Annotated in this window: 19 protein-coding genes; all 19 read left to right on the forward strand. The window is 60.9% G+C overall.

All coding sequences use genetic code 11. From position 1 onward, the window contains the following. The first annotated feature begins 48 nt into the window (after positions 1-48). The 19 genes from ABH909_RS00485 to ureC all read left to right on the forward strand — a co-directional run bounded on the left by ABH909_RS00485 (position 49) and on the right by ureC (position 19,562). The gene (locus tag ABH909_RS00485; protein WP_429429652.1) at positions 49-528 is read left to right on the forward strand and encodes a copper chaperone PCu(A)C; all 480 of its coding nucleotides are present in this window, start codon (positions 49-51) and stop codon (positions 526-528) included. Between the two features lie 21 nt (positions 529-549). Then, entirely contained in the window at positions 550-999 is a 450-nt protein-coding gene (locus tag ABH909_RS00490; RefSeq protein ID WP_429429654.1) for a DUF2946 domain-containing protein, read from the forward strand. Between the two features lie 225 nt (positions 1,000-1,224). Then, complete coding sequence (locus tag ABH909_RS00495) at positions 1,225-3,342, forward strand: TonB-dependent copper receptor (RefSeq protein ID WP_429429656.1); 2,118 nt, start codon at positions 1,225-1,227, stop codon at positions 3,340-3,342. Between the two features lie 196 nt (positions 3,343-3,538). Next, positions 3,539-4,918, forward strand: coding sequence for a PepSY-associated TM helix domain-containing protein (locus ABH909_RS00500; RefSeq protein WP_429429658.1), 1,380 nt, complete (start codon positions 3,539-3,541; stop codon positions 4,916-4,918). Between the two features lie 245 nt (positions 4,919-5,163). Further along, the gene (locus ABH909_RS00505) at positions 5,164-5,952 is read left to right on the forward strand and encodes an ABC transporter ATP-binding protein (protein ID WP_429429660.1); all 789 of its coding nucleotides are present in this window, start codon (positions 5,164-5,166) and stop codon (positions 5,950-5,952) included. Continuing rightward, on the forward strand, positions 5,949-6,896 hold the full coding sequence (locus ABH909_RS00510; RefSeq protein WP_429429662.1) for an ABC transporter substrate-binding protein: 948 nt from the start codon (positions 5,949-5,951) through the stop codon (positions 6,894-6,896). Before ABH909_RS00505 ends, ABH909_RS00510 begins: the two co-directional genes overlap by 4 nt. Next, entirely contained in the window at positions 6,893-7,903 is a 1,011-nt protein-coding gene (locus ABH909_RS00515) for a FecCD family ABC transporter permease (RefSeq protein ID WP_429429664.1), read from the forward strand. The genes ABH909_RS00510 and ABH909_RS00515 overlap by 4 nt, the downstream gene beginning before the upstream one ends. Positions 7,904-8,395: 492 nt before the next feature. Beyond that, a complete protein-coding gene (locus ABH909_RS00520) occupies positions 8,396-8,767 on the forward strand; it encodes a DUF6124 family protein (RefSeq protein ID WP_429429666.1) in 372 nt (123 codons plus the stop codon). Between the two features lie 314 nt (positions 8,768-9,081). Next, positions 9,082-10,347 carry an urea ABC transporter substrate-binding protein gene (urtA, locus tag ABH909_RS00525; protein ID WP_305448013.1) on the forward strand — a complete coding sequence of 422 codons (1,266 nt, stop codon included), beginning with the start codon at positions 9,082-9,084 and terminating at the stop codon, positions 10,345-10,347. A 198-nt stretch (positions 10,348-10,545) separates the two neighbouring features. Next, positions 10,546-12,048, forward strand: coding sequence for an urea ABC transporter permease subunit UrtB (gene urtB / locus ABH909_RS00530; RefSeq protein ID WP_429429668.1), 1,503 nt, complete (start codon positions 10,546-10,548; stop codon positions 12,046-12,048). Then, positions 12,048-13,127 carry an urea ABC transporter permease subunit UrtC gene (gene urtC, locus ABH909_RS00535; protein ID WP_429429670.1) on the forward strand — a complete coding sequence of 360 codons (1,080 nt, stop codon included), beginning with the start codon at positions 12,048-12,050 and terminating at the stop codon, positions 13,125-13,127. The genes urtB and urtC overlap by 1 nt, the downstream gene beginning before the upstream one ends. Then, complete coding sequence (gene urtD, locus ABH909_RS00540) at positions 13,124-13,993, forward strand: urea ABC transporter ATP-binding protein UrtD (RefSeq protein WP_429429672.1); 870 nt, start codon at positions 13,124-13,126, stop codon at positions 13,991-13,993. Before urtC ends, urtD begins: the two co-directional genes overlap by 4 nt. A gap of 130 nt (positions 13,994-14,123) precedes the next feature. Further along, entirely contained in the window at positions 14,124-14,822 is a 699-nt protein-coding gene (urtE, locus tag ABH909_RS00545) for an urea ABC transporter ATP-binding subunit UrtE (RefSeq protein WP_429429674.1), read from the forward strand. Positions 14,823-14,852: 30 nt separating this feature from the next. Continuing rightward, positions 14,853-15,692: an urease accessory protein UreD gene (locus ABH909_RS00550; protein WP_429429676.1), complete on the forward strand. Its 840-nt coding sequence runs from the start codon at positions 14,853-14,855 to the stop codon at positions 15,690-15,692. 245 nt (positions 15,693-15,937) lie between these two features. Further along, positions 15,938-16,240, forward strand: coding sequence for an urease subunit gamma (ureA, locus tag ABH909_RS00555; protein ID WP_007907366.1), 303 nt, complete (start codon positions 15,938-15,940; stop codon positions 16,238-16,240). 9 nt (positions 16,241-16,249) lie between these two features. Continuing rightward, complete coding sequence (locus ABH909_RS00560) at positions 16,250-16,783, forward strand: N-acetyltransferase family protein (RefSeq protein WP_429429678.1); 534 nt, start codon at positions 16,250-16,252, stop codon at positions 16,781-16,783. Positions 16,784-16,789: 6 nt separating this feature from the next. Then, positions 16,790-17,323, forward strand: coding sequence for a GNAT family N-acetyltransferase (locus tag ABH909_RS00565; RefSeq protein WP_429429680.1), 534 nt, complete (start codon positions 16,790-16,792; stop codon positions 17,321-17,323). Then, a complete protein-coding gene (locus ABH909_RS00570) occupies positions 17,323-17,631 on the forward strand; it encodes an urease subunit beta (RefSeq protein ID WP_429429682.1) in 309 nt (102 codons plus the stop codon). Before ABH909_RS00565 ends, ABH909_RS00570 begins: the two co-directional genes overlap by 1 nt. Positions 17,632-17,861: 230 nt before the next feature. Then, positions 17,862-19,562, forward strand: coding sequence for an urease subunit alpha (gene ureC, locus ABH909_RS00575; RefSeq protein ID WP_429429684.1), 1,701 nt, complete (start codon positions 17,862-17,864; stop codon positions 19,560-19,562). Positions 19,563-19,578 lie beyond the last annotated feature (16 nt).

The following is a 19,578-nucleotide window of genomic DNA, read 5'->3' on the forward strand; positions in this document are numbered from 1 at the left end:
TTCCTTCTCGCAATTGACCTGCGTTTTGAATCGTTCTGGAGAACTGCCATGTTGAACAAACTCATCGTTCTGGCTGTATTGCTGCTGCCTGCCTGTTTTGCCAATGCCCACGAATACAAGGCTGGCGAGCTTGAGATCGCCCATCCGTGGTCGCAAGAGTTGCCGCCCAACGCGCCCACTGTCGCGGCGTATTTCGTGATTCACAACAACGGCAAAACCGCCGACCGACTGCTGAGCGTTGACTCACCAGTTTCGGGAAAGGCCGAATTGCACGAGCACGTGAAGCAAAACGACCTCATGAAAATGCAGCAAGTGCCGAGCGTCGAGATTCCGGCTGGCGGCGAAGTCACCTTCGCACCGATGGCCTATCACGTCATGCTGCTGGAGCTGAAAGACCGCAGCTTGTTGAGCGATGGCAAGCGCTTCCCGCTGACGATGCACTTCGAAAAATCCGGCGATGTGACGGTCGAGGTCGCGGTGCAGAAAAAGGCGCCTGACGGCATGCAAGAGCATATGCACGCTCAGTAATCGCCCACGTTGAAAACGCCCATGCGTCCGCTTGGAACCCGGTCATCCGTGCACCGCCGTCAGCCAATGAGCCTGACTCGCGGCAGCTGGATCAGCCTGTTCGCCATGCTGATGATCTTTATCGGCCCGCTGATTTCTCAGTCGATGCCGATGGATCAACGCGCCTCGGCTTTGATGAAAGTATCCATGAGCATGTCGATGGACATGCCCATGGACATGTCGGCCATGGAGCATGGCGCGCAACCCGCCACCGAGCACTGCCCACCCAAAGCCGACCATCACGCGCTCTGGGAAAAATGCGGCTATTGCAGCCTGCTGTTCAATTGCCCGGCGCTCACTGGCGGTCAGTCCTTCGTCGCCTTCGACAGTCCACAGACAACCACTTTCAGCACTCCCGCCACCCGCCTGGGCCACGCCCGGCAAACCTTCTTCCCCGGCGCCCGCACCCGTGCGCCGCCCATCGTCGCGTAAACACCCACTTCCGACTTCACACGGCCCGAAGACACCCAAGCAACCTGTGGGAGCGAGCTTTTTGTGGCGAGGGAGCTTGCTCCCGCTTGAGTGCGCAGCACTCACAAAAGGGGCCGCTGCGCAGCCCAGCGGGAGCAAGCTCCCTCGCCACAAAAAAAACTGGTTCCCACAAGGATTGTGTCGGCTGCCGGCCGTGTCGTTTACGACTGTTCGATGGAAATTGTCATGTCCAGGTTTTCTGCTGACACACGTTTGGGCGCTGCCCAGGCTTCTTTTGCCCTGAACGAATCTCGCGTTCACTTCAGGCACGCCACCGCCGTTCTTTGCGGCTTGCTGCTGACACCGACGGTGCTGGCCGATGAACACACCGGCCACACCGAAGAACTGAGCCCGACGGTGATCACCGCCATCGCACCGAGTTCGCCGCTGACCATCGTCACCAACCCCAAGGACCCGCGCCAACCGGTGCCGGCCAGCGACGGTGGCGATTACCTGAAAACCATCCCCGGCTTCGCGCTGGTGCGCAACGGTGGCACCAACGGCGATCCGGTGCTGCGCGGCATGTTCGGCTCGCGACTGAATATCCTCACCAACGGCAGCATGATGCTCGGCGCCTGCCCCGGCCGGATGGACGCGCCAACCTCGTACATTTCGCCGGAAACCTACGACAAACTCACCGTCATCAAAGGCCCGCAAACCGTGCTCTGGGGCCCCGGCGCATCGGCCGGCACCGTCCTCTTCGACCGTGAGCCGGAGAGCTTCGGCGAACTCGGCACCCGGGTGAACGCCAGCGTGCTGGCCGGTTCCAACGGTCGTTTCGACAAAGTGGTGGACGCCGCTGCCGGTGGGCCGCTGGGCTACGTGCGCGTGATCGGCAACACCGCGCATTCCGACGACTACAAGGACGGCAACAACGACACCGTGCCTTCGCGCTATGACAAGTGGAACGGCGACGTCGCTGTCGGCTGGACCCCGAGCGCCGACACGCTGCTGGAACTGACCGCCGGCAAGGGCGATGGTGAAGCTCGTTACGCCGGGCGCAGCATGGACGGTTCGCAGTTTTTGCGCGAAAGCCTCGGCCTGCGCTTCGAGCAGTCGAATATCGGTGAAGTGCTGGATAAGGTCGAGGCGCAGGTCTACTACAACTACGCCGACCATGTGATGGACAACTACACCCTGCGCACGCCGTCCGGCACCGGGATGATGGCCGGCCCCATGGCTTCCAATGTCGACCGTCGAACCCTCGGTGCGCGGATCAAAGCCACCTGGCGCTGGGCCGATGTGCAGTTGATCAGTGGCCTGGACGCGCAGACCAACGAACATCGCCAACGCAGCGCGATGGGCGTCGACGCCTACAAGGATGTGCCGCGCAACAAGGACGCCGACTTCCACAACTACGGCGTGTTCAGCGAACTGACCTGGTACGCCGCCGACCGTAATCGGTTGATCACCGGTGCACGACTGGATCGCGCGTCGGCCAAGGATTATCGGCAAACCATCGGCTCCGGGATGATGGCCCGCCCCAACCCGACGGCCGACGACACCCGCGCCGACACGCTGCCCAGCGGTTTCATCCGTTACGAGCATGACCTGGCCGACAGCCCGACCACGCTGTATGCGGGCCTCGGTCACGCCCAGCGTTTCCCGGATTACTGGGAGCTGTTTTCGCCCAAGTCCGGCCCCGCCGGTTCGGTGAATGCCTTCGACTCGATCAAGCCGGAGAAAACCACCCAGCTCGACTTTGGCCTGCAATACAAGACCGAAGACCTCGAAGCCTGGGCCTCGGGTTACGTCGGGCAAGTGCGCGATTACATCCTGTTCAACTACACGCCGGGAATGATGGGCATGACCTCGCAAGCGGAGAACATCGACGCGCGCATCATGGGCGGCGAACTCGGCGCGGCCTACAAGCTGACGGCCAACTGGAAAGCCGACGCGACCCTGGCCTACGCCTGGGGCAAGAACAGCAGCGACGGCAGCGCCCTGCCGCAGATGCCACCACTGGATGCACGTTTCGGCCTGACCTACAGCGAAGACAACTGGAGCGCCGGCGCCTTGTGGCGGGTGGTGGCAGCGCAGAACCGCATCGACCAGAACAAGGGCAACGTGGTTGGCAAAGACTTCGACACGAGCTCCGGGTTCGGCGTGTTCTCGCTCAACGGTGCGTACCGGATCAACAAGAACTGGAAGGTTAGCAGTGGCGTCGACAACCTCTTTAACAAGGCTTACGCCGAACACTTGAATCTGGCGGGCAACGCCGGTTTCGGCTTTCCGGCCAATGATCCGCAAGCCATCAACGAACCGGGGCGCACGCTCTGGACCAAGGTTGATATGAGCTTTTAAGAGCTTCGCGGGCAGGTTCAACACCGGCCATGTGGGAGCGGGCTTGCTCGCGAAGGCAGACTGACATTCAACAATGATGTCGACTGACCCACCGCTTTCGCGAGCAAGCCCGCTCCCACAGGGGGTCCGGTGTTCAACCCTTGTCTGCGATCAATTACCAAACAACTAAAAGACCCAAGCCAAGCGGAGCACACAAATGAAACAGCCCAAACCGAATTTCTACAACCTGGCCTGGCGGTGGCATTTCTATGCCGGTCTGTTCGTCGCGCCATTCATGGTGATGCTGGCCTTGACCGGCATCATTTACCTGTTCAAACCGCAACTCGATCCGTTGATGTACGGCAGCCTGCTGAATGTCCCTGCGGCTCATCACACAGTCGCCGCAGATGACCTGCTCAAACGGGTGAAAGAGGCGTATCCACAGGGCCAGATCAAACAGTACCTGCCGCCGCTCAACGCCGAACGCAGTGCGCAATTTGTGGTGATCAATGAAGGTCACGAACTGAACGTGTTCATCGATCCGTACCACGGCGACATCCTTGGCGAGCAAGACGCGAAGAAGAATCTGCAAGCGATTGCGCGCTCGATTCATGGCGAATTGATGATCGGCACCGTCGGTGATCGGCTGGTAGAACTGGCCGCCGGTTGGGGCGTGGTGCTGGTAGTCTCCGGGGTATTTCTGTGGTGGCCGCGTGGCCAGTCCGCCGGGATTCTCTGGCCTCGCTTGAACAGTCGCGGCCGAGTGCTCTGGCGTGACCTGCACGCGGTGACCGGGTTCTGGGGCGCATCATTGTTGCTGGTGATGCTGCTCAGCGGCATGACCTGGACCGGGTTCTGGGGCAAGCAATACGCCGACCTCTGGAACCGCTTCCCGGTAGCCATGTGGAATGACGTGCCCAAATCCGACGTCGAGGCCCGCAGCCTCAACAGCGTCACGCGTCAGACCGTGCCGTGGGCCATGGAAAACACGCCGATGCCGATGTCCGGCGATCACGCCGAACACATGGCTCACACCGGCACGCAAGCCGGCCCGGCAGCGCCGACCATCAGCCTGCAAGACGTGCAAGACATCGCCGCGCAACGCAAGGTCGAGCCCGGCTACAGCATCACCTTCCCCACCACGGCCACCGGCGTGTTCACCATCGCCGTGTTCGCCGATGACCCGCGCAACGACGCCACCCTGCATGTCGACCAGTACACCGGCGACGTCCTCGCCGACGTGCGCTGGCAGCATTACAGCAACGTCGCCCGAGCCACCGAAGTCGGCGTGATGCTGCACGAAGGCAAGATGTTCGGCCCGTTCAATCAGATCATCGTGCTGCTGATCTGCCTGATGATTTTGCTCAGCGCCGTCAGCGGTGTGGTGATCTGGTGGAAACGCCGGCCACAGGGCAAGTTCGGTGTACCGCCGTTGCGTCACGACCTGCCGAACTGGAAAACCGCGATGGTCATCATGTTCGGGCTGGCGGTGATGTTTCCGTTGGTGGGCGCTTCGTTGATTGTGGTGTGGGTGTTGGATCGTGTGCTGCTGTCGCGCTTGAGCCGGCAAACTGAATCCACTTCAGCTTCATCATGAAGCAGGCAAGATGCGCGTACGCGTAAAGCCAATACAATGCAGGCCAGCAGTGGATCCTCGGCGAACCACCAAGCTCTTGTGGCGAGGGAGCTTGCTCCCGCTGGGTTGCGCAGCGCCCCCAAAACCAGGCGGCCCGGTGTTCTCTGACACTGCGCATTGTCTGGTTTTGCGACTGCTGCGCAGCCGAACGGGAGCAAGCTCCCTCGCCACAGGATGTGCTGACTTGAACGATCATCAGGATTGAAATGACCTCGCTGAACCTCACCAACCTCGCCTGGACACCCCTGGGCCACGGCCATTGCCATCACCAGTTCCAGCTGCGTGATGCATCGTTGCACGTGACTGCTGGCGAGTTCGTCGGGTTGATCGGCCCCAATGGCAGCGGCAAAACCAGCCTGTTGCGTTGCGCCTATCGTTTCAGCAAACCGGAAAGCGGCGAGGTAAAGCTCGACCATCACAACGTCTGGAAGCAATCCTCACGCTGGTGCGCGCAACGCATCGCGGTGGTGTTACAAGAGTTCCCCGACGCCTTCGGCCTGACCGTGGATGAAGTGGTCGCCATGGGCCGTACGCCGCACAAAGGGTTGTTTGATGGCGACACCCTTGAAGACCGACATTTCGCGAGCCAGGCCCTGGAATCGGTTGGCCTCAAGGGCTTCGAAGACCACGCCTTCGCCACCCTTTCCGGTGGTGAAAAACAGCGGGTTATCCTCGCCCGCGCCCTGGCCCAGCAACCGCAATTGCTGATCCTCGACGAGCCGACCAATCACCTCGACCCACGCTATCAGCTGGAGCTGTTGCAACTGGTCAAGCGTCTGCGGATCGGCACGCTGGCGAGCATCCATGACCTCAATCTGGCGGCAGCTTTTTGCGACCGCCTGTACGTGATCAATCACGGGCGCATCGTCGCCAGCGGCCCACCCAAAGAAGTCCTGACCGCACAACTTTTGCACAACGTGTTCGGCGTCGACGCCCTGATCGACGACCATCCCTTGCACGGCTACCCACGAATCACCTGGATAACCCAACCATGACTTTGCGTTCCCTGCTTTGCGTCGCTCTGTTGCTGGGCAGTGCCCCAACCTTCGCCGAAGCCACGAAATACCCGCTGACCGTCCAGAGCTGCAACCGCGAAGTGACGTTCAAGCAAGCGCCGACACACGCGGTCAGCCATGACATCAACATGACCCAGATGATGCTCGCCCTCGGCCTCAAACCGCAGATGGCCGGCTACAGCGGCGTGACCGGCTGGAAGTCGGTGACGCCCCAGATGCAGACCATCCTCGATGGCCTGCCGGAACTGGCGGCCAAGTACCCGTCGGTGGAAACCCTGCTCAACGCCAACGTCGATTTCTTCTTCGCCGGTTGGGATTACGGCATGCGCGTCGGCGGTGATCTCACGCCGCAAACCCTGCAACCGCTGGGTATCAACGTCTACGAACTTACCGAGTCTTGCGCCTTCGTCATGAAGCGCCCACCAGCCAGCCTGGAAGACACCTACAACGACCTGCGCAACCTCGGCGAAATATTCGACGTGCAGGATCGCGCCAATACCGTGATTGCCCGGATGCAGACGCAGGTCGCCAAGGTGCGCAAGGATCTGCCGACCGACAAGCCTCGGGTATTTCTGTACGACAGTGGTGAGGACCGGGCCATGACGTCCGGGCGACTCGGCATGCCTCAGGCGCTGATCGATGCGGCGGGCGGGCGCAATATTCTCGATGATGTCGAGGCGAGTTGGACGCGGGTCAATTGGGAGAACGTGGTCGAGCGCAATCCGCAGGTGATCGTGATCGTTGATTACGGCGAAGTTACCGCGGAGCAGAAAGAGCAATTCCTGCTCAATAACCAGGCGCTGCAATCGGTGGACGCGATCAAGAACCAGCGTTTCATCGTCATCCCTTACGTACAGGCCACGTCGGGGATCGATAACGTGCTAGCGGTCGAAACCCTGGCAAAGGGTTTCCACGGCGAATGATCGATCGTCGCTATGCCTTGTTGCTGACTGTCCTCGGCGCGCTGTTGCTGGTGTCGTGTGTAGTGTCGCTGGGCGCAGGCCCCGCGCGGGTGCCGGTGGAGGTGGTTTGGCGAATATTGCTGCACAAGATTTTTGGTTTCGGTGGTCCGGACTGGACGGCCGGCCAGGAACACATCGTTTGGCTGATCCGCGTGCCGCGCATGTTGCTCGGCGCGTTGGTGGGTGCTGGTCTGGCGTTGATCGGTGCGGTGCTGCAAGCGGTGACGCGCAATCCGCTGGCGGATCCGCATCTGCTCGGGGTGACCTCCGGCGCCACCCTCGGTGCGGTGATCGTGGTGCTGCATGTCGGTGAAATCGTCGGGCTGCTGACCTTGCCAATTGCAGCGTTTATCGGTGCGTTGCTGAGCATGTTGATCGTGCTGATGATTGCCAACCGTCATGGGCGGCTGGACAGTGATCGGCTGCTGTTGTGCGGCGTGGCGGTGTCGTTCGTGATGATGGCGATCGCCAATCTGCTGTTGTTTCTGGGCGACCATCGCGCCAGTTCGGCGGTGATGTTCTGGATGCTTGGCGGGCTCGGGCTGGCGCGTTGGGAATTGCTCGCGGTGCCAGCCGCCTGTGTGTTGCTTGGGTTGGTGTTGTTGCTGGGGATGGCTCGGCCGTTGAATGCGCTGATGGCGGGTGAGCAGACTGCTGTGACTCTCGGTTTGAATGCGCGCACCGTGCGGTTGCGGGTGTTTCTGATTGCGTCGTTGATGACTGGGGTGTTGGTGTCGATCAGTGGGTCTATCGGGTTTGTCGGGCTGATGGTGCCGCACATTGCCCGGCGTTTGGTCGGGGCCGAGCATCGGCGGTTGCTGCCGGTGTGCGTGTTGCTGGGCAGCCTGTTCCTCGTCTGGGTGGACGTCGCCGCCCGCACCGTGATCGCCCCGGAAGACTTGCCCATCGGCGTCGCCACCGCCGCCATTGGTGGCCTATTCTTCATCGGCCTGATGCGCCGCCGCTAACCCCTTCTGTAGGAGCTGCCGAGTGAAACGAGGCTGCGATCTTTTGACTTTGATTTTTTTTAAGATCAAAAGATCGCAGCCTCGTTTCACTCGACAGCTCCTACGGTAGTCCGTGTCAGACGAGCATTCGGTGTCAGACGTGGGATTGGGGGCTGAATGCTGTTTTTGAATGTTTAATAGATGTGTCGAAATCGGGAAGTTTCCCACGGGTTTTTCAGGTTGTTCGTCGGACGCGGGCCCTCTAGTCTTGGGCTGTCGCTGAACACTCAGCGCTCGGGTGTGAGAACCCGGTAGCCCTGTTAATCCAACATCAGTACCACCATAATTGCCGCCAGCTTATCCGCTGTCTGCAATGCTCTATGGCGGCTGTGTGCGGGCGGACTTCGGTCCGGCCGGGTTTGGGTGGTGACCGGTTTCTCACTCCGCACATAGCTGCCACCCCTTCGTCGCGTGAGAAACGACAAAGGATGGCTCATTAAGAGACAACACCCGATGAGCAAGAAGATAGTTCCCGATCCACCCATCGATATCACCACTCCCGAAGCCGAAAAATCGCGCGACGACGACCTCCTCAAAGACCGCGAAGCCATAAAACGCGCCCTCGACTACTACCTCGATCCCCCGGCGCAATACACCGAAAAACCCCGTCGCCCCAGCACCCTGTTCCTGGTTGCCCCGGATGCCGGCACCGAAAGCCTGCTGGCCCACGCCTGTGAATCGTTAGCCTCAGCGAGTGTCCTGGCCAGCGATTTCGCCAACAACCTGATCGGCCCGCAGCGCCATACGGCGATGGCGATTCAGCAGGTCATCATGCTCGCGGAACTGGCGGTGAACCGGGCGCTGGACAACGTCGACCCGGCGTAATCCCTGTGGGAGCGGGCTTGCTCGCGAAGGCGGCGGTACAGCCAACATCACAGTGACTGGCACACCGCTTTCGCGAGCAAGCCCGCTCCCACATTTGATCTGCGGTGTCTGCACTGTCTGCGCCCCAATGTGGCGCACCTCTTCGCACCAGTGCGCCAAACGCGGTCCTTCATGGTGCGCCGCCAAACCCGCGCAACCGCTCTAATACGACATTTCCTTGCCCTTCCCCGACCGGGCACAGCCCTTGCTAAAGACCCTTCAGTCGTCCGCATCTGCCAACCATAAAAAACTTTAACGTTCATGGAGATCGCACAATGAAGCGTCGCAGTTTGATCAAGGCTTTCACACTATCGGCAAGCATTGCCGCGATGGGCATGGCCTGGACGGTCCAGGCCGCCGAGACAATCAAGGTCGGTATTCTGCATTCGTTGTCCGGGACCATGGCGATCTCCGAAACTTCGCTCAAAGACATGGCGTTGATGACCATCGACGAAATCAACGCCAAGGGCGGTGTGAACGGCAAGATGCTTGAGCCGGTGGTGGTTGACCCAGCATCGAACTGGCCGCTGTTCGCCGAAAAGGGCCGGCAGTTGCTGACTCAGGACAAGGTGGCAGTAGTGTTCGGTTGCTGGACCTCGGTGTCGCGTAAGTCGGTATTGCCGGTGTTCGAAGAACTCAATGGCTTGCTGTTCTACCCAGTGCAGTACGAAGGCGAAGAGATGTCGCCGAACGTGTTCTACACCGGCGCGGCGCCGAACCAGCAGGCGATTCCGGCGGTGGAATACCTGATGAGCGAAGAAGGTGGCGGCGCCAAGCGCTACTTCCTGCTCGGCACCGACTACGTTTACCCGCGCACCACCAACAAGATTCTGCGCTCGTTCCTGCACTCCAAAGGTGTGGCGGACAAGGACATCGAAGAGGTCTACACCCCGTTCGGTCATAGCGACTATCAAACCATCGTCGCCAACATCAAAAAATTCTCCGCCGGTGGCAAGACCGCCGTCATCTCCACGGTCAATGGCGACTCCAACGTGCCGTTCTATAAAGAGCTGGCCAACCAGGGCCTGAAAGCCACCGACGTTCCGGTCGTGGCGTTCTCCGTGGGTGAAGAAGAACTGCGCGGCATCGACACCAAGCCGCTGGTGGGCAACCTCGCGGCGTGGAACTACTTCGAGTCGGTCGAGAACCCGCAGAACAAGAAGTTCGTCGCCGACTGGAAAGCCTACGCCAAGAAACACAATCTGCCGGGTGCCGACAAAGCAGTGACCAACGACCCGATGGAAGCCACCTACGTCGGCATCCACATGTGGGCGCAAGCAGCGGAGAAAGCCAAGTCCACCGACGTCGACAAAGTCCGCGAAGCCCTGGCCGGCCAGACCTTTGCCGCGCCGTCCGGTTACACCCTGACGATGGACAAGACCAACCACCACCTGCACAAGCCAGTGATGATCGGCGAGATTCAGGCCGACGGTCAGTTCAACGTGGTGTGGCAGACCGAAGGGCCGATCCGCGCCCAGCCGTGGAGCCCGTTCATTCAGGGTAACGACAAGAAGCCGGACTATGCGGTGAAGAGCAACTAAGCCACTGGGTGTCGGGCCGAGCACGGAGCTCGGGCCCGACACAAATCCCTGTGGGAGCTGGCTTTTGTGGCGAGGGAGCTTGCTCCCGCTGGGCTGCGAAGCGGCCCAAAAAAACGGGACTACTGCGTAGTCCAGCGGGAGCAAGCTCCCTCGCCACATAAGTCTGCTCCCACATTAAGTCCGCGCAAGGACACCGACATGCCCACTGCCCTTTACCGCTTGATCCTCGCCCTCGCACTGTTATTGCCGATGGCCACCCACGCCGGCGACGCCGAAGACTTCGTCGCGGCCAATCCCGTGCAACAAGCAAAACTTCTCGAGACCTGGGCCGCGCAGCCCGATCCGGTTCGTATCGAACTGATCAACGCCCTGCAACAAGGCGAATTGACGGTCGATGGCCAAGCAAAAACCCTGCGCCTGAACAATCGCCTGCGCGGCTTGATCGACACCGCTTTGGCCAGCCACCAATTGCTCGCCGCCGACGCCAAAATCCGCTTGGCCGCCGCGCAGCAATTGCAGAAAAGCGCAAAACCGGCGCAGTTGAAATTTCTCGACCAGCAACTGGCTGGCGAAAAAGACGAAAGCGTTCACGCCGCCCTGAGCCTGGCGTTGGCCAACCTGCAGCTGGTCGACACCGATCCCGCCGTGCGTCTCGCCGCTGTGCGCTTGCTCGGCGAAACCGGCGATCCGCTGGCCCGCACACGCCTGGAAGGGTTGCTCGCCCCCGGCGTCGAAGCCGATGCCAATGTGCGCACCGCCGCCGAAACCAGCCTGGCCCAGGTCAAACGCAAACTGCTGATCGGCGAGATGCTCGGGCAGGCGTTCAGTGGTATGTCCCTCGGTTCGATCCTGTTACTCGCGGCGTTGGGGCTGGCGATTACCTTCGGCCTGCTCGGCGTGATCAACATGGCCCACGGCGAGATGCTGATGCTCGGCGCCTACTCGACTTACGTGGTGCAGCTGATGTTCCAGCGCTTCGCCCCGCAAGCCATTGAGTTCTACCCGCTGATTGCCTTGCCGGTGGCGTTTTTCGTCACCGCCGGGATCGGCATGGCGCTGGAGCGCACGGTGATTCGTCACCTCTACGGCCGCCCATTGGAAACCCTGCTGGCGACGTGGGGCATCAGCCTGATGCTGATTCAGTTGGTGCGCCTGGTGTTCGGCGCGCAGAACGTTGAAGTGGCCAACCCGGCCTGGCTCTCGGGCGGGATTCAGGTGCTGCCGAATCTGGTGCTGCCGTACAACCGCATCGTGATCATCGCGTTCGCCTTGTTTGTGGTGGTGCTGACCTGGCTGCTGTTAAACAAAACCCGTCTCGGTTTGAACGTGCGCGCCGTCACCCAGAACCGCAACATGGCCGCCTGCTGCGGCGTACCGACCGGGCGCGTGGACATGCTCGCTTTCGGCCTCGGCTCGGGCATCGCCGGCCTCGGCGGTGTGGCGCTGAGCCAGATCGGCAACGTCGGCCCGGACCTCGGTCAGAGCTACATCATCGACTCATTCCTGGTGGTGGTGCTCGGCGGGGTCGGTCAATTGGCCGGTAGCGTGCTGGCCGCCTTCGGTCTGGGCATCGCCAACAAAATTCTCGAACCGCAGATCGGTGCGGTGCTGGGCAAAATCCTGATCCTCGCGCTGATCATTCTGTTCATCCAGAAACGTCCGCAAGGCCTCTTCGCACTGAAAGGACGGGTGATCGACTGATGAATCAGCCTCTGCTGCTCACGGCCACACAAAAGGCCGGCCCCAAGGTCACGATTGCTGTCGGTGCGGCAACCCTCGCTCTGCTGCTGGCGTTGCCATTGCTGTCGTTGTTACCGGAGGACAGCACCTTTCATGTCTCGGCTTATACGCTAACTCTGGTGGGCAAAATCCTGTGCTACGCCATCGTCGCCCTGGCCCTTGATCTGGTCTGGGGTTACGCCGGCCTGTTGTCGCTGGGTCACGGTCTGTTCTTCGCCCTCGGCGGTTACGCGATGGGCATGTACCTGATGCGCCAGGCCTCGGGCGATGGCTTGCCGGCGTTCATGACGTTCCTGTCGTGGACCGAATTGCCGTGGTACTGGACCGGCACCAGCAGCTTCCTCTGGGCCATGTGTCTGGTGGTGTTGGCGCCGGGCCTGCTGGCGCTGGTGTTCGGTTTCTTCGCCTTCCGTTCGCGGATCAAGGGCGTGTATTTCTCGATCATGACCCAGGCCCTGACCTTCGCCGGGATGCTGCTGTTTTTCCGCAACGAAACCGGGTTTGGTGGCAACAACGGCTTCACCAATTTCCGCACCATTCTCGGGTTTGGCATCACCGACCCGGGGACGCGTGCGGTGCTGTTTTTCGCCACGGTGTTGCTGCTGGTGGCGAGCCTGTTCATCGGTTGGCGGCTGGCGCAGAGCAAGTTTGGCCGCGTCTTGACCGCGTTGCGCGATGCGGAAAATCGCCTGATGTTCTGTGGCTACGATCCACGCGGTTTCAAGCTGTTTGTCTGGGTGTTGAGTGCAGTGCTGTGCGGCTTGGCGGGCGCGCTGTATGTGCCGCAAGTCGGGATTATCAACCCGAGTGAAATGTCGCCGACCAACTCCATCGAAGCGGCCGTTTGGGTGGCGCTGGGGGGGCGCGGCACGCTGATCGGCCCGCTGCTCGGCGCTGGTGTGGTCAACGGGATGAAGAGTTGGTTCACCGTGGCGTTTCCGGAGTACTGGCTGTTTTTCCTCGGCGCGCTGTTCATCGTCGTGACGTTGTACTTGCCCAAAGGCGTGATCGGGTTGCTGAAAAAGAGGGGTGAACAATGAGAATCACTGCGACGGCTGAATTCATGCTCGAACCGGCATTTTTCCCCGTAGAGCCCAACAAAGATGCAGGCAGCAGCCGCGATGCCATCGGCCTCGGCCAACGCGTCGGTCCCGGCCTGAATACCCGCCACGGCACCCTCCTGACCCTGGAAGACATCAGCGTCAGCTTCGATGGTTTCAAGGCGCTGAACGCTCTGAACCTGTACATCGGTGTCGGCGAATTGCGCTGCATCATCGGCCCCAACGGCGCGGGCAAGACCACGCTGATGGACGTGATCACCGGCAAGACCCGGCCCACTCACGGCAAAGCCTGGTTCGGTGAAACCCTCGATCTGACGCAGATGAGTGAAGTGCAGATTGCTCAGGCAGGTATTGGCCGCAAGTTCCAGAAGCCGACGGTGTTCGAGGCCTTGAGCGTGTTCGAAAACCTGGAGTTGGCGCAGAAGACCGACAAGTCGGTATGGGCCAGCCTGCGGGCTCGTCTCAGTGGCGAGCAGAAAGATCGCATCAGCGAAGTGCTGGAAACCATTCGCCTGACTGCCTCGGTCAATCGCCCGGCGGGTTTGTTGTCCCACGGTCAGAAACAGTTCCTGGAAATCGGCATGCTGCTGATGCAAGACCCACAACTGCTGCTGCTCGACGAACCGGTGGCGGGCATGACCGACGCCGAAACCGAATTCACTGCCGAGCTGTTCAAAAGCCTGGCGGGCAAGCATTCACTGATGGTGGTGGAACACGACATGGGCTTCGTCGGCTCGATTGCCGACCACGTCACCGTGTTGCACCAAGGCAGCGTGCTGGCCGAAGGGTCGCTGGAGCAGGTGCAGGCCGATGAGCGGGTGATCGAGGTGTATCTCGGCCGTTAGATTGCAAATACATTCCAATGTGGGAGCGGGCTTGCTCGCGAAGGCGGTGTGTCAGGCGACCCAAATGTTGAATGTGAATCCGTCTTCGCGAGCAAGCCCGCTCCCACAGGGGATTGAGGGGAATTTGAGAATGCTGCAAGTCGACAAGCTGCACCAGTACTACGGCGGTAGCCACATCCTGCGGGGCCTGACGTTTGAGGTGAAGGTCGGCGAAGTCACCTGCCTGCTCGGGCGCAATGGCGTGGGCAAGACCACCCTGCTCAAATGCCTGATGGGTTTGCTGCCGGCCAAGGAAGGCGCGGTGAACTGGGAAGGCAAACCGATCACCACGTTCAAGCCGCACCAACGGGTGCATGCTGGCATCGCTTACGTGCCTCAGGGCCGGGAAATCTTTGGCCGACTGACCGTGGAAGAAAACCTGCTGATGGGCCTCTCACGTTTTCCCGGCGCTGAAGCGAAGGAAGTCCCGGCGTTCATCTACGAGCTGTTCCCGGTGCTGCTGCAAATGAAACAACGGCGCGGTGGTGACTTGTCCGGGGGTCAGCAACAGCAGCTGGCGATCGGCAGAGCACTGGCCAGTCGTCCACGTTTGTTGATTCTCGATGAACCCACCGAAGGCATCCAGCCGTCGGTGATCAAGGAAATCGGCGCGGTGATCAAGCAGCTCGCGGCGCGCGGCGACATGGCGATTTTGCTGGTGGAGCAGTTCTATGATTTCGCCGCCGAACTGGCCGATCAGTACCTGGTCATGTCCCGGGGCGAGATCGTGCAGCAGGGTCGCGGTGAAAACATGGACGCCGAGGGTGTCCGTGGACTGGTTACGATCTAACCTGCAGCTTCCTGGCGATTAATTGAAATTATGAATTTACCTGCCCCTATCACGCTGTTCACCCCCAGCTGGCATGCCGAACTGGATCTGGGCTACGCCCGTTTCGGCGACAGCACGCGCCCGGTGCAGCGCCGCCACAAAGGCCCGCTGCGGGTGCAGAAGCATCTGTACGCCGAAGGCCCCGAGGTGTGTCAGCACATCATCGTCCACCCGCCGGGCGGGATTGCCGGTGGTGATCGGCTGGACATCTCGGCCAGCGTCGGCACGAACGCCTGGGCGCAAATCACCAGCCCCGGCGCCGCCAAGTGGTATCGCGCGGCAGGGCCGGCTTATCAGAAACTCGACCTGCGCGTGGCCGCCGGTGCTACGTTGGAATGGCTGCCGCAAGAGACGATTATCTTCAGCGACGCTCAGGCGGAACTCAGTACCCGCATCAACCTTGAGGGGGATGCGCGGTTGTTCTACTGGGACGTGGTGGCGCTGGGTCGCCCGGCCAGTGGCGAACGCTTTGACCTCGGGCATTTTCAGGCGCACCTGGATATCCGTCGCGACGGCCAGTTGCTCTGGCATGAACGCCAGCGCATTGTCGGCAATGATGGTTTGCTGGATTCGCCGATAGGGCTGGACGGCCAACCGGTGTTTGCGACGTTGCTGGTGACGGGTGAAATTGATAGCGAATTGCTGGAGAAGTGTCGCTCGCTGAGCAATGACGTGCGCGGAGATCTGACGCAATTGCCGGGGCTTTTGGTGGCTCGATGCCTGGCTGGTGAGGCGCTGTTGGCACGTGGTTGGCTGATTGATTTGTGGCGGTTGCTCAGGCCAGCATTGCTCGGCCGCGAAGCCGTTGCGCCCAGAATATGGAGCACCTGAACATGATCCACCCTGTTGAACCTGGGACCTGGAACCTGGAACCGTAGGAGCTGTCGAGTGAAACGAGGCTGCGATCTTTTGATCTTTGGCGGTGCCGAAAAAGATCAAGATCAAAAGATCGCAGCCTCGTTTCACTCGACAGCTCCTACACAGCTCCTACACAGCTCCTACATAGCGCCTGCATAGCGCCTGCAAAAGAGTGCAAGACCTTAGATTTTCATTCTGCCAAATATGGATTCCAAACGATGGACCTGACCCCACGCGAAAAAGACAAGCTGCTGATCTTCACCGCTGGCCTCGTGGCCGAGCGGCGTTTGGCTCGCGGCGTGAAGCTCAATTACCCGGAGGCCATGGCCTACATTTCCGCGGCGTTGCTCGAAGGCGCGCGTGACGGCCAGACCGTGGCCGAGCTGATGCATTTCGGCACCACCCTGCTCAGCCGCGAACAAGTGATGGAAGGCATCCCGGAAATGATCCCGGAGATCCAGGTCGAAGCGACGTTTCCCGACGGCACCAAACTGGTCACCGTTCACCAACCGATCGCCTGAGGTCGCGCCATGACTTACCACATCCGCGATGCGTTGCTCGCCGACCTGCCAGCGATCCGCGACATCTACAACGACGCCGTGCGGAGCACCACGGCGATCTGGAACGAACAGGCCGTGGACCTGGGCAACCGCCAGGCCTGGTTCAGCGCCCGGCAAGATCAGGGTTATCCGGTGCTGGTGATCGTCGACGGCGATAACAGCGTACTCGGCTACGCTTCATTCGGTGACTGGCGCCCGTTCGACGGGTTCCGCCACACGGTCGAGCACTCGGTGTACGTGCGCAACGATCAGCGGGGCAATGGCCTCGGGCCGCAACTGATGGAAGTGCTGATCGAACGCGCCAAAGGCTGCAACAAACACGTGATGGTCGCCGCCATAGAAAGCGGTAACGGCGCCTCGATCCGCCTGCACGACCGGGCCGGTTTTGTCGTCACCGGCCAAATGCCGCAGGTGGGCACCAAGTTCGGCCGCTGGCTGGACTTGACCTTCATGCAACTGATCCTCGACCCGGGCGCAATGCCGCCCGGTTCCCACAAGGAGTGATACCCCATGAACGCCGCCCAATTGCGCCGCGTCAATGTTGAAAGCTTTGCGCACTATCGTCAGGGACTGATTGATTTGCTGCTCGACGCCGTCGGCTATGGCGCCAGTGTCGGCTTCATGGCGGATCTGGATGCGATCCAGGCCCGAGCTTATTTCGATGAAGTCCAGGAGAACCTGAACAAAGGCAACGTGCTGCTCTGGGTGGTGGTCAAGGACGAACAGGTACAGGCCAGCGTGCAATTGACGTTGTGCCAGAAAGCCAATGGGCTGAATCGCGCCGAAGTGCAGAAATTGCTGGTGCGTGAACACGCCCGTCGTCGTGGTCTGGGCCAACAGATGATGCATGCGGTTGAGCTCGCGGCCCGCCAACACAAACGCGGCATGCTCTACCTCGACACCGAAGCCGGCTCCCCTGCCGAAGACTTCTACAAGGCTTTGGGTTACACCCGCGCCGGCGAAATCCCCGACTACGCCTGCGACCCGAACGGCCGCTACAAACCGACGGCCCTTTACTACAAGATTCTCCAAGGAGCCCATTGATGATTCCCGGTGAATACCAGATCCAGCCCGGCGACATCGAACTCAACGTCGGCCGCCGCACCCTCAGCCTGAAGGTGGCCAACAGCGGTGACCGGCCGATCCAGGTCGGCTCGCATTATCACTTCTTCGAAACCAACGACGCCCTGACCTTCGACCGCGCCGCCAGCCGCGGCATGCGCCTGAACATCCCCGCCGGCACCGCCGTACGCTTCGAGCCGGGGCAGAGCCGCGAGGTCGAGCTTGTCGAACTGGCGGGGTTGCGTCGGGTTTTTGGGTTTGCGGGAAGAGTCATGGGCGACCTCGATTAAAGATCAAAAGATCGCAGCCTCGCTTCGCTCGACAGCTCCTACAGGAAAACGCGATGAACAGGAAAACGCGATAGGCAGGGGAAACGCGATGAACAGGAAAATGCGATAGACAGGGGAAACGCGATAGACAGGAAAACACGATTCCCCTGTAGGAGCTGTCGAGCGGAGCGAGGCTGCGATAGCGAGCGACGCGAGCGGTCTCAAACACAATTGAATCCCAAGGCAAGCGCATGAAAATCTCAAGACAAGCCTACGCCGACATGTTCGGCCCCACCGTCGGTGACAAGGTCCGTCTGGCCGACACCGAGCTGTGGATCGAAGTGGAACAGGACTTCACCACCTACGGCGAAGAAGTGAAATTCGGCGGCGGCAAAGTCATTCGTGACGGCCAGGGCCAGAGCCAATTATTGGCCGCCGAAGTCGTCGACACCCTGATCACCAACGCCCTGATCATCGACCACTGGGGCATCGTCAAGGCCGACGTCGGCCTCAAGGACGGGCGCATCGCCGCAATCGGCAAGGCCGGCAACCCGGACATCCAACCCAACGTCACCATCGCCATCGGCGCCAGCACCGAAGTCATCGCCGGCGAAGGCATGATCCTCACCGCCGGCGGCATCGACACGCATATCCACTTCATCTGCCCGCAGCAGATCGAAGAAGCGTTGATGAGCGGCGTCACCACCATGATCGGCGGCGGTACTGGTCCGGCCACCGGCACCAACGCCACCACTTGCACCTCCGGGCCATGGCACCTGGCGCGCATGCTTCAGGCCGCCGATGCATTCCCGATGAACATCGGCTTCACCGGCAAGGGCAACGCCAGCCTGCCGGAGCCGTTGATCGAGCAGGTCAAGGCAGGTGCCATCGGCCTCAAGCTGCACGAAGACTGGGGCACCACCCCGGCGAGCATCGACAACTGCCTGAGCGTCGCCGACCAGTTCGACGTGCAGGTGGCGATCCACACCGACACCCTCAACGAGTCCGGCTTCGTCGAAACTACCCTCGCCGCCTTCAAGGGCCGCACCATCCATACCTATCACACCGAAGGTGCCGGCGGCGGCCATGCCCCGGACATCATCAAGGCCTGCGGTTTTGCCAACGTACTGCCGAGTTCGACCAACCCGACCCGACCGTTCACCCGCAACACCATCGACGAACACCTCGACATGCTGATGGTCTGCCACCACCTGGACCCGAGCATTGCCGAAGACGTGGCCTTCGCCGAAAGCCGCATCCGCCGCGAGACGATTGCCGCCGAAGACATCCTCCACGACCTCGGCGCCTTCTCGATGATCAGCTCCGACAGCCAGGCCATGGGCCGCGTAGGTGAGGTCATCACGCGCACCTGGCAGACCGCCGACAAAATGAAAAGGCAGCGTGGCCCGCTGCCCCAGGATGGCGAAGGCAACGACAACTTCCGGGCCAAACGCTACATCGCCAAATACACCATCAACCCGGCGATCACTCACGGCATCAGCCATGAAGTGGGATCGGTGGAAGTCGGCAAGTGGGCCGATCTGGTGCTTTGGCGTCCGGCGTTTTTCGGCGTCAAACCGACGCTGATCCTCAAGGGCGGCGCCATCGCGGCCAGCCTGATGGGCGATGCCAACGCCTCGATCCCGACCCCGCAACCGGTGCATTACCGCCCGATGTTCGCAAGCTACGGCGGCTCGTTGCATGCCACCAGCCTGACCTTCATCAGCCAGGCTGCGCAGGAGGCCGGGCTTGCCGAAGCCCTGGGTTTGAAGAAGAAAATCGCCGTGGTCAAAGGTTGCCGCGAGGTGCAGAAAACCGACTTGATCCACAACGACTACCTGCCGAATATCGATGTCGATCCGCAGACCTATCAGGTCAAGGCCGACGGCGTATTGCTGTGGTGCGAACCAGCGGACGTATTGCCGATGGCGCAGCGCTACTTCCTGTTCTGAATTTGCCTGCGTACGG

Origin of the sequence: Pseudomonas sp. BS3782 TE3695 (assembly GCF_050435305.1) — a bacterium.
GTDB lineage: Bacteria > Pseudomonadota > Gammaproteobacteria > Pseudomonadales > Pseudomonadaceae > Aquipseudomonas.